11 protein-coding genes and 1 pseudogene are annotated in these 15,638 nt (G+C 67.4%); 2 read left to right on the top strand and 10 right to left on the bottom strand.

Going from position 1 to position 15,638, the window contains the following annotated elements:
- Positions 1-329 (bottom strand): annotated as a pseudogene (locus tag GXY35_05700) (type VI secretion system tip protein VgrG).
- Between the two features lie 845 nt (positions 330-1,174).
- On the opposite strand from GXY35_05700, the gene GXY35_05695 reads away from it, so the two are divergent.
- Positions 1,175-2,515, top strand: coding sequence for a C1 family peptidase (locus tag GXY35_05695; protein ID NLW94070.1), 1,341 nt, complete (start codon positions 1,175-1,177; stop codon positions 2,513-2,515).
- Between the two features lie 76 nt (positions 2,516-2,591).
- Here the strand turns inward: GXY35_05695 and GXY35_05690 are convergent, their stop codons facing one another.
- The 4 genes from GXY35_05690 to GXY35_05675 form a co-directional block, all read right to left on the bottom strand.
- The gene (locus tag GXY35_05690; protein NLW94069.1) at positions 2,592-2,837 is read right to left on the bottom strand and encodes a WYL domain-containing protein; all 246 of its coding nucleotides are present in this window, start codon (positions 2,835-2,837) and stop codon (positions 2,592-2,594) included.
- A 144-nt stretch (positions 2,838-2,981) separates the two neighbouring features.
- Positions 2,982-7,040 (bottom strand): S8 family serine peptidase, encoded by a 4,059-nt coding sequence (locus tag GXY35_05685; protein NLW94068.1) that lies wholly within the window; start codon positions 7,038-7,040, stop codon positions 2,982-2,984.
- A gap of 189 nt (positions 7,041-7,229) precedes the next feature.
- A complete protein-coding gene (locus GXY35_05680) occupies positions 7,230-7,862 on the bottom strand; it encodes an HAD-IA family hydrolase (GenBank protein ID NLW94067.1) in 633 nt (210 codons plus the stop codon).
- 246 nt (positions 7,863-8,108) lie between these two features.
- Positions 8,109-8,360: a bacteriophage holin gene (locus tag GXY35_05675; protein NLW94066.1), complete on the bottom strand. Its 252-nt coding sequence runs from the start codon at positions 8,358-8,360 to the stop codon at positions 8,109-8,111.
- A 492-nt stretch (positions 8,361-8,852) separates the two neighbouring features.
- Here GXY35_05675 and GXY35_05670 point away from each other — a divergent pair, with 492 nt between their 5' ends.
- Complete coding sequence (locus GXY35_05670; GenBank protein NLW94065.1) at positions 8,853-9,392, top strand: hypothetical protein; 540 nt, start codon at positions 8,853-8,855, stop codon at positions 9,390-9,392.
- 76 nt (positions 9,393-9,468) lie between these two features.
- Here the strand turns inward: GXY35_05670 and GXY35_05665 are convergent, their stop codons facing one another.
- The 5 genes from GXY35_05665 to GXY35_05645 are packed head-to-tail and all read right to left on the bottom strand — an operon-like array spanning position 9,469 to position 15,585.
- On the bottom strand, positions 9,469-11,880 hold the full coding sequence (locus GXY35_05665) for an FtsX-like permease family protein (GenBank protein ID NLW94064.1): 2,412 nt from the start codon (positions 11,878-11,880) through the stop codon (positions 9,469-9,471).
- 46 nt (positions 11,881-11,926) lie between these two features.
- The gene (locus GXY35_05660) at positions 11,927-12,700 is read right to left on the bottom strand and encodes an ABC transporter ATP-binding protein (GenBank protein ID NLW94063.1); all 774 of its coding nucleotides are present in this window, start codon (positions 12,698-12,700) and stop codon (positions 11,927-11,929) included.
- Between the two features lie 34 nt (positions 12,701-12,734).
- The gene (locus GXY35_05655; GenBank protein ID NLW94062.1) at positions 12,735-13,322 is read right to left on the bottom strand and encodes a hypothetical protein; all 588 of its coding nucleotides are present in this window, start codon (positions 13,320-13,322) and stop codon (positions 12,735-12,737) included.
- Positions 13,312-14,751, bottom strand: coding sequence for a radical SAM protein (locus tag GXY35_05650; protein NLW94061.1), 1,440 nt, complete (start codon positions 14,749-14,751; stop codon positions 13,312-13,314). Before GXY35_05650 ends, GXY35_05655 begins: the two co-directional genes overlap by 11 nt.
- A gap of 18 nt (positions 14,752-14,769) precedes the next feature.
- On the bottom strand, positions 14,770-15,585 hold the full coding sequence (locus GXY35_05645; protein NLW94060.1) for a hypothetical protein: 816 nt from the start codon (positions 15,583-15,585) through the stop codon (positions 14,770-14,772).
- Positions 15,586-15,638 lie beyond the last annotated feature (53 nt).

Here is a 15,638-nt window from a genome sequence, read left to right as displayed (position 1 = left end):
GTCTCTGTCGGCGTTTCCGTCGGCGTCTCGGTGACCGTCGGCGTCTCTGTGACCGTCGGGGTCTCAGTTGGCGTCTCGGTCGGCGTCTCTGTGACCGTCGGTGTCTCTGTCGGCGTTTCTGTCGGGGTCTCTGTGATCGTCGGCGTCTCTGTCGGCGTTTCTGTCGGCGTCTCTGTGACCGTCGGCGTCTCAGTTGGTGTTTCCGTCGGCGTTTCAGTAGGTGTCTCGGTTATTGCCGGCGTCTCGGTCGGCGTCTCTGTGACCGTCGGTGTCGGAGTCTGCGTAGGCGTTCGAGTCGGCGTCCGCGTGGGGGTCTGGGTCGGAGTCGGCGTGTATGGAGTGTACATGACGTAGGCGTATTCCAGGCCGATCGCGGGATAGGTCCCCGAACCAAAATAGAAATCCGCGCCGATGATGAGGGAATCTATCTCCGCCCACGTCCACGGGTTGCCGGTTACTGGATTTGTGTTGTATGTCTTGTATAAAGTCGTGGGCGTTTCCGGCTGTACAACTTCGCCCTCGATAATCGTGCCATTCGTATAAAGCACGTGCCGGCCATAGCTCGAAGAGGTGGTTTGCATCCGATACCAGACGGTGACGCTGTTGATTACCCCACTCGCTGAAGCGTGATTATCCAGCGTGTATAGGTCGCGCTTTATCACTCCGGCCCAGATAGAACCATTGTAGTTGTCATCACTCCAATCCTTCACGTTGAGATAATGCGCCTGGGTAGGGACCGGATAGAGATCCGCTTGATGATCTCCATTCGGGTAAAGAACTATCGAATCCGCATAGCATGTCCCGCCCAACGCCACCAGCGCAACCATCAGTATCATTATCATTCTGTTCATATTCGCCCTCCTGTTCATATTCGCCCTCTCGCATGAACTGGCACTATAGCTGTTGATTATTCATAATCATTACGGTCTTGATGCTAAATCTCCCGTGATTGAGTGTCAATCATAAATCAATGTCGATTTCCTTTATGGTTTCCCGTTTACCTCCCGGACAGGTTTGAGTGATAATGCGTTTAAAAGCACCTTCTTTGCCTCATAAGCAGGACGGCCAACGGGAATCAGGAAAAAACGATTTCTTATCAATGCAATTCAATGGGATCGGGAAATGATATTTCTTATCACTACCCCCGCCGCTGCCGCAGCGGCAAGGAGGTTTTATGAAAAGGTCCCTCGCATCGCTCGCGCTGACCGCGGCGCTCCTCGCGCTCGCCGCGCCGCTCGCGGCGCAGGGCGAGCACCCGGCGATGGTGATGGACGACGCCACGATGCGCCAGTGGGTCGAGAGCTTCGAGTCGGCTCCGAAGGCGTACATCGACCCCGCGATCAAGCCGAAGCGGGGCTCGAATAGCGTCCTCGGCTACCTCACGTACGACGCGGCGCAGCGGAATCAGGGAAAGTGCAGCAACTGCTGGGCGTGGACCGGGACCGGCATTATGGAGGTCGCCCTCGCGGTGCAGAAGGGCATCTACAAGCGACTCTCCGTGCAGTACATCAACTCGTGCCAATCCTCCGTGATCGGGAAGACGTGCTGCGACGTGGGGTTTCTGTCCGATTTCGCGGATTTCTACACCGCGACCGGGAGGGCGATCCCCTGGTCCAACTCGAACGCGGACTGGCAGGACGGCGACGGCACGTGCCACACGGCGTGCGGCTCCGTCTCGACCTCCCCCTCGTACAAGATCGTCTCGATCCAGGAAACCAGGATTGAAACGCACGGCGTGGGCAATGAGACGGCGATCAGCAACATCAAGAACGTCCTGAACCAGAACAAGGCCGTCTTCCTCGCCTTCTTCGTGAGCAACCAGGCCGACTGGCTCGCCTTCGACTTGTGGTGGAGCAGCAACAACGAGTCCGCCGTATGGACTTTCGACGACTATTGCAACAAGTATGATTCGAAGCGGCTGGGGCACGCCGTCCTCTGCGTCGGGTACAACGACGAACCGGGGAACCGCTACTGGATATTGCTCAACAGCTGGGGCACGGCGAGCGGCCTCCGGCCGAAAGGCCTCTTCCGGCTCAGTATGGACATCGACTACGACTGCAGGTCCACCCACAGTCCGGAACCGTACTACAACTACTTGTGGCAGACGGCGAACGTGAGTTTCGGCAGCGCCACGCCCACGCCGCGTCCGCCCGTGCGCCTCGGCACGAACGAGACGAGCTTCTCCGCCGAGGACGACACGATGTACATCTGGGGCTACGCGGACGCCATCTCGACGTCGTTCTACCCGTTCGTCAGGGTCGTGACGCCGAACTACGGCACCTACTATCTCACCGCGTGGTCGATGCTCTACGCTGGGCCGATGCCGTACTCCCGGTACCCGATCACCACGACCGGCATCGACGGGCTCAGGCTAGGCGGCTTGCAGTGGTGGCACTTGAAGCCGGGGACGTACTACCTCGAGGGGGGAGGGGTGAACGCGGCCCAGCCCGTGACGGCGTCGGGCGCGTACAACTACATCGGCTCGGTCCACCGGACCCCGTTCACGCTGAACTGAGCCGGTCCTGCCGCGCCGCGCGGCGTACAAGGGAGGCAGGAACAAAATGCTGTCCCGCGTTCAGCGGGGTGTTCTTTTATTCCTGAGCCCGCAGCCCATTTCGGAGCTTCTCCACGATCCTGTCCCGGAGGATGTTGGGGGCCGGCGTTTTTACGTCCGGCATCCAGGACAGCACCCAGCGGATCAGTTCCTTGCGGCCGGTCGTCTCTATCCGCATCTCGACGCGGCAGTCCCGGCGCGTCCGGAACTTCTGGATCGCGTGCCACTGCCACTCAGGGATGTAAACGGCCGATTTCGGCTCGAAGAGGAGCCGAATCTTCAAGACGTTCTGCCACCGGCGATCCCGAATGCCTGCCTGGCGTACGACCCGGCATCGAAGTCGGCGGGGCGGGAGAATGTGTACGGACTCGGGGTCGCCCATGTAGTCGAAAAGCGAGCGTAAAGACAACTACGCCCGTGAGGCCTATCACCAGCCCCAGTGGGCCCAGCCGTGGCCGCTGTACGGGGCGCCGCTGTCGACATAGGGGAAGACGGGCGACACCGATTCCCCGGCCGGCTGGTAGTTGATTTGAATCAACGCCTCGATCGGGGACGATTGGGCGAGATCGCACAGATCCCTGTCCCAGTACGTCGACCCGTCCGACCCGATGTACAGGTTCCGATCATCCCCGCCTGTTATCTGAGGCAGATATACGTTCTTCGTCTGCCCACCATCATATGTCACCGTCACATAGTCTCCCGCCTCGATTGCGATGTCCTCCGAATCGCGCCCCACCCACAGACCCACCGGCTGCGGCGTGTAGATGCCCCCGTCCGTGAAATCATTGCTGTTGTCATTCACGATGCCGAAACAATCAGGATAGACTCCCGGTGTACTCGCCAGGCCGAAGTAGAAGAACCACCCGCCGTCCGTGCTCGACCGCGTCGTCGCGATCTCCAGGTTCGTGATGTTTCCGATCGTGAGCGCCTCGGCGCACGGCGTGGGGCCCGGCGTGGGGGTTTCCGTTTGGGTCGGAGACGGGGTCGGGGTCGGCGTCCCCGGCACCTCGTCGAACGCCACGCAGTCGACGTAGACGGAGTTCGCGTTGCTCACGTCCTCCTTGCAGTCGATCAGCAGGTCGGCGTACGCGGCGTTTTCCGGCGCGGTGACCGACGCATACGATTTCGTCTCCCAGACGTTGAACGCCGAGTTGCTCCAGCCGGTCGTCCCCGGGTACAGCGAGATGATCCCCTGGGCTGCGTCCCTCCATTCGACCCGGAGGCGCATCCTGGTGTCGCCGATGGCCCCGGCGGCGTAGGCGACGTAGAAGGACCCTGAGAAGTTGTACTGTTTCCCCGCGGTGACGGCAAAAAGATTGGAGCGGATACCGCGGCCGTCGTACACGCCGGTCGGGTCAGTGAATCTGCACGAGTACGAGCCGTGGCATGCCACGGCGGCGGACCGGACGATCATGGAGGCCGTCCCGACCTTGGTCCAGGGGAGCAGGTTCGCGTCGTCCTCGAAGCTGGGATTCGACAGGTACGCCCATGTCGGCATCGCCGTGGGGGTGATCGTGGGCGTAAACGTGGGGGTAAGGGTGGGCGTCGGCGTGGAACCGGTGGGGGTCGACGTCGGGGTGGGCGTCGGGCCGGTCAGGGTGCCGCTCACACTGACGTTGTCGAACCGCCACGTCTTGTCGGCATCCGTCGTGAGGGCCTGGAGATAGATCACCAGCGTATCGCCGTTCAACCCCGTGATCGACCGGTTGATCCACGCGGCGCCGCAGTCGTCGTACTGGACGAAGAAGAGCGTCGGGGAGCCCCCGTCGATCTCGTAGAAGCCCGCGATGTAATCGTCGCCGATCATCGTGCCGGTCTCCGCGATGTCGACGGAGATCGAGATATCGGCGTACAGGTGTAGGTCGATCGTTGCGCTGGTCCAGAGGCAGGTGTTCGCGAGCCGGTTGCCCGAGAAGTGCCGGTTGCCCGAGACGGTCTGCACGCACCAGTGGCCCCACGGATACCCGCTCGCCGTCCACCATCCCGCCCGGCTCGTGTCGCCGTCGTTGGAGTCGCTGAAATCCTCGTACCATATGACCGACGGGGGGGGCGTGGGCGTCGGGGTTTGCGTGGGCGTCGGCGTGGGGCCGGTGGGGGTGTGCGTCGGGGTGGGCGTCGGGCCGACGGCGAGATTGTAGACCACGAGGGCGAAATCCTGGTCGGTGGCGTCGGCGTTCCCCGGGACGCCGTCTCCGCCCAGGCCAGTCGCCACGACCGTGACGGTGACGTTCCCCGTCGTCCCCGCGGGGAGGAAGACGCACTCCGCGTTGTTGCGCACGTCCGCGCTCCCGCCGGAAACCGAGGATCCCAGGCTGAAATTGTTGCCGCGGTAGAGGACGCCGTCGATCGTCACCTGGAGATCGAGGTTGTTGACGTAGGCGTTGCCGGAGGTCGCGCCGGGGGGGTCCGTCCAGACGAGGGCGACGCGGAACGGTTCGGCGGCCGCGGCGATCGTCCCGTTCACCGAATGCGTCTGGCCGGGGTCGCCGAACACCACCGTCTGGTCCACCATCACGCGCGGCGCCGCCTCGCTGAACGCGAGGCCGAGGTCGACGAGCCCGTACCCCTGGCTGTTGCTCGGGAGGTTGTCGCCGGCGGAGACGCCGGTCAGGTGGCGCCCGGCGTGCAGCAGGTAGCCCTTGAGGAGCGCCGGGCTCGGCGCGCCGATCGAGTGGACGCGCCCGAGGAAATTGTAGACGAGCGAGGCGCACCCGGCGAGGGCGGGGGTTGAGTGGCTGGTGCCGGACGATTCGGCGTACTTGGTCTGCCCCGAGGGGCTGTACTGGGTGCACACCCCCGTCCCGTCGTACGCAGGATCGTACGACGCCGCCCCCATGATGTGCGAGCCGGGCGCGACGATGTCCGGCTTGACCCTGCTGTCGCCGCAGGGCCCCCGGCTGGAGAAGCCGACGATGTCCTGGGCGCTGTTCGCCGACGTGTCGGTGACGCCGCAGCCGTCCGTCCCGATCGCGTTGTAGTTCTCGCTCGCCCCGACGCAGAGCACGTTCTTCGCCGTGCCGGGACTCCCGACGGTCGAGGAGGAGGGCCCGTCGTTCCCCGCGGCGAAGACGAAGAGCATCTGCTGGTGTCCGGCGGTGCCGCTTTGCGCGTCCCGCGTCCACCCGTCGTACGCCTGACAGTCGGTGTCGTAGTCCCCGGAGGTGGACGCCCCCCACGAGTTGCTGCTGATCCTCGTCCCCGCGGCGAACTGGGCGTTCACCATCGTCGACTCGGTCGGGTACCCCCAGGCGCCGCCGTCGGTGAAGATCTTGGTCGAGGCGATCCGCCCGTACGGCGAGACGCCGAGGCCGTAGTTGTAGCCGGCGGAGTCCTCGTTCGCGGGCGTCCCGGCCCCGTCGTTGTAGCCGCCGACGATCGAGCAGTTGATGTTGCCGTGCCCCGCGACGGCGTTGGGCGAAGATATGCCGCTCGCCCCGGAGGCGATATTCGCGTACTGCACGCGGGACGGCTGCGCGCCGCTGTTCAGCTCCCTGAACTCGCTGTTCGCGGGGCTCGAGGCGCTGCCGTTATCGAAGCCGTCGTCCACGATGTCCACGATCGGGTACGACGACGGCGTGGTCGGGAAGCCGAGGCCGGCGAGCCACGCGAGGTACCCCGGGGCGGACGGCTGCGTCAGGCCGGCGTTGAGGTTCCCGGCGACGATCTGGTCCTGGCGCTCGCACGAGAGGGTCGGGGCGACGTACGGCTCAACCCACACCACGCCGGGAAGCCCCGCGATCCCGGGGAGCTGGGCGCCGGGCACGGCGAGGCGGACGTTGAGGTACCTCCCGCCGAGGGCCTCGCGGGGCGGCGAGATCAGCTCCGCCGCCGCCGCGGCGAGCCGTTCGGCGTCGGCGAGGGCGCCCGGGCCGTAGTTGAAGAACTGGACGGTCACCGCGACCGGGGCATCATCCCGCGACGCCGCGTCGAGACGCGGGGAGAGGGCGTAGTGCGGATGGTAGTCGCCGAGGAACTGGACCGCGCCTCCGGTGCCCGCCGCGTTTCGCAGCGCGACACCGGCCGCGTCGTCTCCCCAGACCAGGTAGGCGTTCTCGGGGATGTACTGGACGACGCGCGCCCCCTGTCCCGCCAGAAGCTCGAGATCGGCGTCGGTCGGCGGCGCGGAGAACTGCACCAGCATCAAACGCCCTCCCGCCGAAGGCGGGGATGCGGCGGCGGGCGCCGCGCTCTTGGTGTCGATCGGCCCGCGATGCAGGAGGATCTGGTCGAAGTCGGGCCTCGCCTGGACGCCCTCGATGGAGGAGAAGGCGTTCAGGCGCGCCGGGGGCACGAGATACACATCGTACGCCCCCCGCCTCGCGATGCACGTCCACCCCTGGCGCGCCGCTTCCAGGGCGGCGGGTCCGTCCGCCGGCACGAGCACCTTGGTTCCCGCCTCCGCCGCCCGCGCCTCGCAGGCGAAGGCAAAGACCAGAAGGAAGGTACTAACCGCCGCGCCCGACAGGATCGCCGCTCTCCGCATCATTCCCCCCTTCCTCTGCGCTGGCAACGTGGCAAAAGGTATTAAAATGACGAGTGTATCACCGATCCATAGCGCTGTCCACATGGCAGGCGAATTTCAGGCGGCGCGTTGGTGCGAAGAGGGGCATCGCGGCTGGATCGTTCAACGGGCAGGGAGCAACGGGGCACGGTCGAGGCGCCACCCTGGGGCCGTTCAGGGAAAGGCTTCGAGGATCTCCCCGGGCGTCTCGAACACATAGTCGGGGGAGTGTCGTTTCAGGCTCTCGAGCGTGTTGTACCCCCACGAGACGGCGCCGAAACGGATCCCGATATGCCTGGACGCCTCGACATCCCTCAGTTCGTCGCCGATGTACACGGTCTCCGCCGGCTGCAACTGCTTCCTCCAGAGCACCCACCTCAGCGTCCTCACCTTGCCGAAGATGTTCGAGTTGCAGGCCAGGAAGTCGAATACCTGGATCCGGTGCCTGTCCAGGAAATCCTTCACGATCCTCTCGCAGTTGGAGGAGACGATGCCGAGCATGTACCCCCGCCCCCTGAGCGCGGCGATCACCCCGGGCATCCCCTCCACCGGCGCCACCCGCCCCATCCCCTCGCGCATCTCCGCCCTGAGGCGCAGCACCAGCCACGGCACCCTGTAGTACGGGATCCTGAACTGCGCGACGATGTCGCGCACGTGCTGGCCCCGGAGATGCTCGGCCTGCGCGTCGGAGATCGGCCGGTAGCCGAGCTCCTGCGCCACGTGCCGGGTCTTCTCGAGGAACAGGTGGTAGCTGTCCGCGATCGTCCCATCGAAGTCGAAACAGATGCACGTTTTCTTCTGCCGCATCGTCCCGCGGACCCCCTCCCGCCACTGCCGCCCAACGAGCCGACGCCGCCCGCGCCGTTCAGCGCGCCGGCGGCCGCCTCGCACCGCCGCCCCTCTTCCGCTCGATTCGAGCACGGGGAAGGGCGTCGGGGAACGTCTCCCGGATATATCGGAGCAGCTCCTCCCGCGCGAGACAGCGCCGCATCCGAAGCCCCGCGCAGCGCCTGACGCATCGCGAACGGCGGGCGGACCCGCGACGTCCGCGGCTCAGCGAGCGGCGCCCACCCGGTTGTAGATCAGGGAGAAGATCAGTCCCGCGACAAGACCGTCGAAGAACGCCCAGATCCCCCCGAACACGCCGCCCAGGATCGTCGGCCCGTATCCGATATAGCAGGAGCCGAACAGATCCACGATCCGGCCGCCCCATCCGGCAGCCGCGGCCCACCCGGCGCAGACGATGTAGAACGCCCACGTGAGACCCGCCGCGATCGCCGCCGCCTTGACGTTCATCTTCTGCATCCGCTCCTCCCCGCAACCGCCGACGCGAGGCACGCGCGCGGTTGCCGCACGCGATGGGAACTCCACGCCCTCTGTCGTGCGCCTGAACCGGAGCCGCTTCTTTTACATTGTACCAGATTCCCCCGAGTCCGGGAGATCGGCGACGGCCCGATGCTACTGCGCGGGGGCGCTCCCGGCCGGCGCACGATGGCCTCGGAGGCCCGGACGGCACGCGCCGCGTTGCCGCGCGACCGGCGTCGGTTTCGAAACTCACCGACGGGGAAGCGCCCGGTCGAATCGCGGACGACCGGCAGGGTATGCGCGAGGGACAGCCGCGGCGCGTGCTCCTCCCCGCGCAGAATGCGTTTGCATATCCCCCGGCCGCTTTGCTAGCGTTGCGTATGCGGCGGCGGGGGTTTCGCCGCCGTTGGAATACACGGGGCCCGCGGCCCCTCCGGCATAACGCGGCCGCGAGAAGCGGCGTTTGAAATCGCCGCGGAAAAGGAGGATGCGATGACGAAGCGGTGCGGCATCTGCCTCGCGATGCTTCTCCTCGCGACGGCGGCGTACGCGGGCGCGCGGATCGACGGGAAGATCACCGCGATCGACGCGGAGAAGGGGACGCTCGAGATATCCGGCGTCACGGTGATCACCAAAGACGCGAAACTGTGGGACCTGATCTTCCCCTCCCGCCTGTCGCGGCTGAGGGTCGGCTGGGGCGTCGAGGCGACGGGCACGTTCACCGGCCCTCGCGAGTTCACGGCGACGCAGCTCGTGGCCAAGTATTTCCGGCACTACGAGATCCAGGCGAAGGTCGACGCGGTGGATGTGCGGGCGCGCACGCTCTCCATCTCCGGCATCACCGTAAAAATCCCCGCGGATTGCACGTTCGAGGACGAGAACGGGGACGAGACGACCCTCGAGAAGCTGCCGGTCGGGAGGAAGATGGAGGTCGAGGGAGACTGGACCGGACCCGCGGAGTTCACCTGCTACTCGATCGAGGTCTGGAAGGAGAAGAAGGAGGAATGCCCCGCGGGGGATCGGAAGAGCTGACCGGAACGCGGATACGGAACAGAAGGCCGGGAGAACTGTCCCGGCCTTCTTTTCGTCCGGGCAGCGCCGGCCGCGGCTACTCGATCGCGTGTCTCCTGACCGCCTGCGCGACATCCAGCCCGAAGATGCGCCGCAGCGCGGGCGCCGCCCCGAGCGGGAGCAGCAGAAACGGGATCAGGAGCGCCGCCGCGAACTCCTCCATCCCGACGAAGGTGTCGATGCGGAACCAGACGCGGCTCAGCGCCGCGTTCAGGCACCGGGCGACCCCCAACGCGACCGGGACCGCGATGAGAAGGGCGGCGAACCCCATCGCGACCACCTCCGCTAGCACCATCCGGGAGATCGGCAAACGGCCGTACCCGAGCGCGATGAGCGCGGCGAATTCAACCTCCCGCTCGAGCAGGTGCATCGACATCGTGTTGACCACGACGGCGAGCGCGACGATCGATCCGATGACGACGGCGAGCCTGATCAGCCCGACCGCCTTCCCGAGCTGCCCGCCGATCGCCTCCTCGAGCTCCGCCTTTGCGGTGACCCGGCCGACCTCCCCGGACGCGTAGAGCCGCGCCACCGCATCCGCCCGGCCGGTTTCGCCAAGTTCCGCCATCACCCCCGAGCATCTCCCCGGCAGGCCGAGGATGCGGCGCGCCGTCTCGATCGGGACGAAGCAGTCCCGGATCGAGAGCACGCTGACGAGCCCGGCCACCCGAAGCGTCCGCTCCCGCCCCCCGGCCCTCACCGTCACCGCCTCGCCGAGCGCCGGCGGAGGGGCGTCCGCGAAGGCGGTGTTGAATATGATCTCGTCCGCGTCGTCGCCGGAGAAGCCCCCTCCCTCGGCGAGGGGGAACGGGCTCATCCGCGACCGTGCGGGAACGCCGACGAGCCGGTACTCGCCCGCGCCCCCTCCCCCGCCGCGCACCGACGCGTAGCCGCTCACGAACGGCTCCGGGGCGGAGAGGCCCGCCTCCTCGCACAGCCTGATCCCCTCGCGACAGGCCCGGGGCCCCGTGAAGTCCGCGACCACGTCCCACCCGTAGCGCCGCAAGAGGGACGCGCTGCTCTCTATGGCGGAGGAGAGGGTGACGACGAATCCGGCGGTGACGCCGAGCCCGAGCGCCAGGAGGAGGGTGGTGGCCGCGGTCAGCCCGGGCCTGCGAAACAGGTTGCGCGCCGCCGCGCGCTGGGGGAGCGTCCCCGGCATCGCGCCGCACCGCCGCATCGCGGCTTCCACGAAGGGGGAGCGGCGCAGAGCGAAGGCGCGCCCGGACCCGCGGATCGCCTGGACGGGTGAACGTCTCGCCAGCCCGAGGACCGGCGCGACGCCGGCGACGGACGCCACCCCCACCCCGATGAGCAGCCCCGCGGCCATCGCCGCCGGATCGAAGGCGAGGGCGAGCGGCGGCAGGTCCATCGCCGAGGCGTAGGTGCCGGCGAGGAGGCGGGTCACCGCGGGCGACGCGGCGAGCCCGAGAAACCCGCCCCCGCTCCCCAGCAGGAGGCCGAGGAAGAGATAGGACCGGACAATCGCCGCCGGCCGATACCCGAGCGCCATCAGGGCGCCGATCTCGCGGGACTGCGAGACCGCGATCCGGTGCACGGTAATCCCCGTGGCGGCGAGCGTCACGACGCTGAAGATCCCGACGATGGCCAGGGCCAGGGAGCGGAACAGCTTGAGGTCCTGCCGGAGAAACGCGATCCCGAACTGGTCCTCCCGCCGGAGGACGCTCTCGATCTTGACCCCCGCCGCGGAGAGACGGTCGACCACCCGCCGCTCGATTTCGCGAGACGGCCGTCCGCCCCCTCCCGCCGCGGCGCCGAAGGTGACGAGCAGCTGGTTCACCGGGTCGGCGCCGCCGACGTAGCGGGAGAGCGCCCCGATCTCCCTCCCACAGGACTCGACGGGGACGTAGATCACGCCCAGCGAACCGGGGATCGGGACGAGCAGCTCGGGGGTGGCCGTGCTCGCGAGGAACTCCGGGCTCCTGGAGATCCCGGCAATCGGCCGCGTCGATCGGACGCCGTACACGCTGGCGGTGATCGACTCCCCCACCCCGTAGCCCCGGCCCCTGAGCCCCCGGTCGATCATCACGCCGTCGCCGCCGCCGGCCGGGAACGCCCCCTCCTCGACATCGAGCGTGTTGACCGCGGGGTTTTCGCCGGCGCGGATGAAGACGACCGCCGCGGGGAGCAGCGTTTCGTCGGGGAGATGGATCGCCCCCCCGAGCACCAGGCGGGGCAGCGCCTTTTCGATCCCCTCCAGACCCTCCAGCGACGGCAGGCGGCCGGCGCCCGTCGGGGCGAAGGAGACCTGGAGGTCGGCGAGATTGTGCGCGGTGCAGTAGCCGTCGACCGAGCGGCGGAGGGTGCGCATGGCGGAGAACCCCCCGGAGAAGATCGCGGACTGACAGGCGATGATGAGCGCCACCATCACCCCCCGCAGCCCCATCGCCCCGAGGTCGCGGAACGCCTTGCGGGTCAGTAGTCTCATTGAGGCCGCCGACGGGGGCGCATCGCCCCGTATCGAGCGCCGCCGTTCAGCGCGGATCCGGCGCCGGGGCGCCGCTCCCGCGCCGCACGGGATGCGGTGCCGCCTCCCCTCCCATTTCGCCGGACGCGCCGGCGATCGTGCCGTTGCGGAGTTGGACGATCCTGTCCGCCCTCTCCGCGACGCGCGGGTTGTGGCTGACGATCGCGAAGGTCGCGCCCTCGGCGGCGTTCAGTTCGCGCATCAGATCGACGATGCGTTCGCCCATCGCCTCGTCGAGGTTGCCGGTGGGCTCATCCGCGAGGACCAGCAGGGGTTGTTTTGAAAGGGCCCGGGCGATCGCGACGCGCTGCTGCTCGCCTCCCGAGAGCTGATCGGGGAACGCGTCGTCGCGCCCGCCGAGGCCGACCCGCCCGAGGTAGTCGCGCGCCCGCTCCCGCATCTCCCGCCGGCTCGAAAAGGGAAGCAGCTCGAGGGCCGCCTCGACGTTCTCCCGCGCCGTGAGGGTGGGGAGCAGATTGTACGACTGGAATACGAAGCCGACCGCGGCCCTGCGGAATTCGGTCAGTTCCGAACGGCGCATCCGGCTCAACTCGAGGCCGTTCACGAGCACCGATCCGGAGTCGGGCGCGTCGAGCGCCCCGATGATGTTGAGGAGGGTGGTCTTGCCGCACCCCGAGGGGCCGAAGATCACCATGAACTCGCCCTTTTCGAGTTCGAGGTCGACGCCCTTGAGGACCTCTGCGGCGAGGGCGCCGGTGCCGTAGGATTTGGTGACGCCGCGCAGGCGAACGAGGGGCGTCTTCGCGTCCGGTTCGCGCATCGCTTCCTCCCACGCCCGCGCCGCAACGGGCGGATCAGTCCTCGCCGAGGAGCTCCGCGGGGGCGTCGACATGCCAGACGCACCCGGCGCCGTCAGGCTCCATCCGGATGCGGAACCCTATGAAACGGGAGAACTCGTCGTGGAACGGCCCCTGGCAGTCGTACCGGCAGAACGTCTCCCTCCGCGGCCGCACCTTCTCGGGGATCTCCCGCATGGCGGCGACGTAGGGGCACTCGCGGAACTCGATCTTTCCGCCTATCGTGCGCCCCCGGTCGTCGACTATCTCCTTCGCCGCGTACCCGGTGCTGTTGTAGAGGAACTGGTACTCGTAGAAGGTGCGCAGCACCTTCTCCCTCAAGATCAGGAGCCCGATCTTCTCGCGCAGCGCCTTCCCCGGGGTGAAGCGTTCGAGGACGTTGGCGACGCGCAGGTGCAGGGAGGCGTGCTCCTCGCGGTAGTCGCGCTCCATCCGCCGCACCCACTCGACCGCCTCCGCGCGCCCGAAGCGCTCCTCGATGTGCTCGATCGTCTTTCCGTAGAGGGAGACGTACGGCCCGAGCGTGCGCTTCCACATCTCGCGCGCCGGCATCTCCTCGATCCTCAGCAGCCGCTCAGCCGGCATCGGATTCCCTCCTCGCGAAGCTCCGGGGGACATACCCGCGCGCGCCCAGGAGGCACGCCTTCCCCAAACGCCACAAGAATTTGAACGAGGCGGACACGCTCTTGAGCGTCCCCAGCGGATTGAGGCCGAGCGGGTTCCCCCTCCATCTTCTCCTCAGGAGGCCGAGGTTGAGGTAGGTCCGCACGTAGAGCCTCGTCAGTTCGCGGAAATAGGTCCGGGTCGGAAGCGCCGTCTTGAGGACCGGGAAGATCAGGTCGAAGAAGCGGAAGTCGCGGGTGACCAACTGGTCCTGCATCCCGCTCCAGAGCTGCGTGCCGGGAAGCGGGGTCAGACTCATATACTCGGCGTACCCCTCCTTGTGGATGCCGAGGGACCTGACGTAGGCGAGGAGCGTCCTGAAATCCTTCTTCGTCGCCTGCGGACGCATGATGAAGCCGAGGTCCGGCGTGATCCCGCTGCGCCGGAGTATGCGCACGGCCTCGTTGTTCGTCGCGACGCTGGAGCGCTTGTTGAACGACTCGAGCCCCTCGTCGGTGCACGACTCCACGCCGATGTAGACGTTGGTCAGGCCCAGCCCCGCCCATCGCTCCACCAGGTCGGGGTTGGCGCAGATGAAATCCGCCCTGCCGAAGCACCAGTAGTTCTTCCGGATGCCCCGCCTGGCGACGGCGTCCGCGATCGCCTGCACGCGCGGGCGGGAGACGAAGAAGTTGTCGTCGAATATGTACACGTACCGCTCCTCGATCCGCTCCAGCTCCTCGGCGACGAGCTCCGGGGACCGCATCCGGTACCTCCCCCCCGTGAAGTCCCATATGCAGCAGAAGGTGCACCGGAACGGGCACCCCTCGCTCGTGCGGAGCACGGCGATGGGACCGACGCCGAAGACGTGGTAACGCATCCTGTACGCGGCGGAGATCTTCCTGTCCGGAAACGGCTCGCCGTCGAGCGATTCCGGGAGGGCGCGGGCTGGGGTGCGAACCATCTTCCCGCCGCGGCGGATGTAAAAACCGGGGACCAGGCGCAGGTCGCCGCCGGCCTCGAGCGTGTCCGCGAGTTCCGCGAGCGCGGGGACGCCCGGACCGATGCCGACCGCGTCCACGAACGGTTCGTCGAAGTCGCCGGGCATGAACGTGGGGTGGTATCCCCCCACCACCGTCACCAGGCCGGGATCGCAGCGTTTGGCCCGCCGGAGAAGCTCCCTGACGGCGTAGACCTGGGAGGTAAAGCAGCCCATGCAGACCATCCCCGGCTTGAAGTCAGCGATCGCCGACTCGACGTCCCTCTTCTCGAAGACGAGGTCCAGCAGGCGGGTCTCATGACGCGGCGCGAGGCTCGCCGCGAGGAGCTCGAGGCCGAGCGGCTCGAACGCCGCCAGATCCATGAGCCCCGATGCGGCGCACTCGGGGGGGTTGATGAACAGCACCCGCATAGGTCCCTCGTTACCCCGTCACGGGGCGGACGCCGGGCTGAAGCTCCGCGCCCGCTCCCCGACTCCCCGCCCGCCGCCCACCCTGCGGAGGTACCACCGCCCCAGCGCCCGACCCGCCGCCCCGAAGACGAGTTGTTCCCTGACGCGCCGCGACGGGCAGAGCAGAAACGGGAGGTAGAGAAAATTCGACCAGACCATCGCGATGCCGAAATCGAGACTCTTCCTGTCGGTGATGTAGCGGGGGACCGGGGCGAGGAGGCGCAGGCCGAAGCTCTCGTACAGGCCGAGCTCGGGATCCAGCCGCCGCGGGGTGCCGTCGCTCCCCCGTACGCGCATCTCCATATACTCGCGCGCCGTGCGCGGATCCGCGCCGTCGGGCCGGTTCCCGGCCCGGGTCCGGTCGCGGAGCCACCGGGCGTAGCCGGGCATCCGGCCGACGAGGGCGATCCCCCGAAGGCGCAGGCAGGCGCACCTGCGCGCCGCGGCGTCGATCAGCGCCTCCGCGGCCCCGATGAAGTAGCCGTGCGGGTGCACCGCCAGATTCACGCCGAACAGCCAGTTACCCCGGGGATCGTGGGTGGTGATGTAACCGTCCGCGGTGATCTCGCTCCACGAGGCGGCGAGGGGCCTGCGGGGGTCGAAGCGGAGCTTCATCAGATTGACATGCCCCCAGATCTCGCCCTGCGCGTCCTCGAAACAGAGCTGCCCCTCCGGAAAGATCGCGCGCTGCGAGATGAAATGGCCGCGGTCGAACTGGACGCCGTTCCGCCAGGCGATGGATTCCACCCAGCAGAGACGCTCGATGTCCCGCTCCTCGATCTCGCGAACGCGCATCGGATCTCCCGCGCGGCCGGCGGCCCCGGATCGAACCGTGCACGAAGCCGTGC

The organism is Chlamydiota bacterium (genome assembly GCA_012729785.1).
Taxonomy (GTDB): Bacteria; Auribacterota; Tritonobacteria; order UBA1439; family UBA1439; genus UBA1439.
The sequence above is the reverse complement of the archived record's forward strand: the minus strand, read 5'-3'. Positions and strand labels throughout refer to the sequence as shown.

What these genes read in the sequence shown, in the direction of transcription:
- GXY35_05655 (NLW94062.1), bottom strand. Translation starts at nt 13,322, where the DNA reads ATGCCGGCTGAGCGGCTGCTGAGGATCGAGGAGATGCCGGCGCGCGAG.
- GXY35_05650 (NLW94061.1), bottom strand. Translation starts at nt 14,751, where the DNA reads ATGCGGGTGCTGTTCATCAACCCCCCCGAGTGCGCCGCATCGGGGCTC.
- GXY35_05645 (NLW94060.1), bottom strand. Translation starts at nt 15,585, where the DNA reads ATGCGCGTTCGCGAGATCGAGGAGCGGGACATCGAGCGTCTCTGCTGG.
- GXY35_05670 (NLW94065.1), top strand. Translation starts at nt 8,853, where the DNA reads ATGACGAAGCGGTGCGGCATCTGCCTCGCGATGCTTCTCCTCGCGACG.
- GXY35_05665 (NLW94064.1), bottom strand. Translation starts at nt 11,880, where the DNA reads ATGAGACTACTGACCCGCAAGGCGTTCCGCGACCTCGGGGCGATGGGG.
- GXY35_05675 (NLW94066.1), bottom strand. Translation starts at nt 8,360, where the DNA reads ATGCAGAAGATGAACGTCAAGGCGGCGGCGATCGCGGCGGGTCTCACG.
- GXY35_05660 (NLW94063.1), bottom strand. Translation starts at nt 12,700, where the DNA reads ATGCGCGAACCGGACGCGAAGACGCCCCTCGTTCGCCTGCGCGGCGTC.
- GXY35_05695 (NLW94070.1), top strand. Translation starts at nt 1,175, where the DNA reads ATGAAAAGGTCCCTCGCATCGCTCGCGCTGACCGCGGCGCTCCTCGCG.
- GXY35_05680 (NLW94067.1), bottom strand. Translation starts at nt 7,862, where the DNA reads ATGCGGCAGAAGAAAACGTGCATCTGTTTCGACTTCGATGGGACGATC.
- GXY35_05685 (NLW94068.1), bottom strand. Translation starts at nt 7,040, where the DNA reads ATGATGCGGAGAGCGGCGATCCTGTCGGGCGCGGCGGTTAGTACCTTC.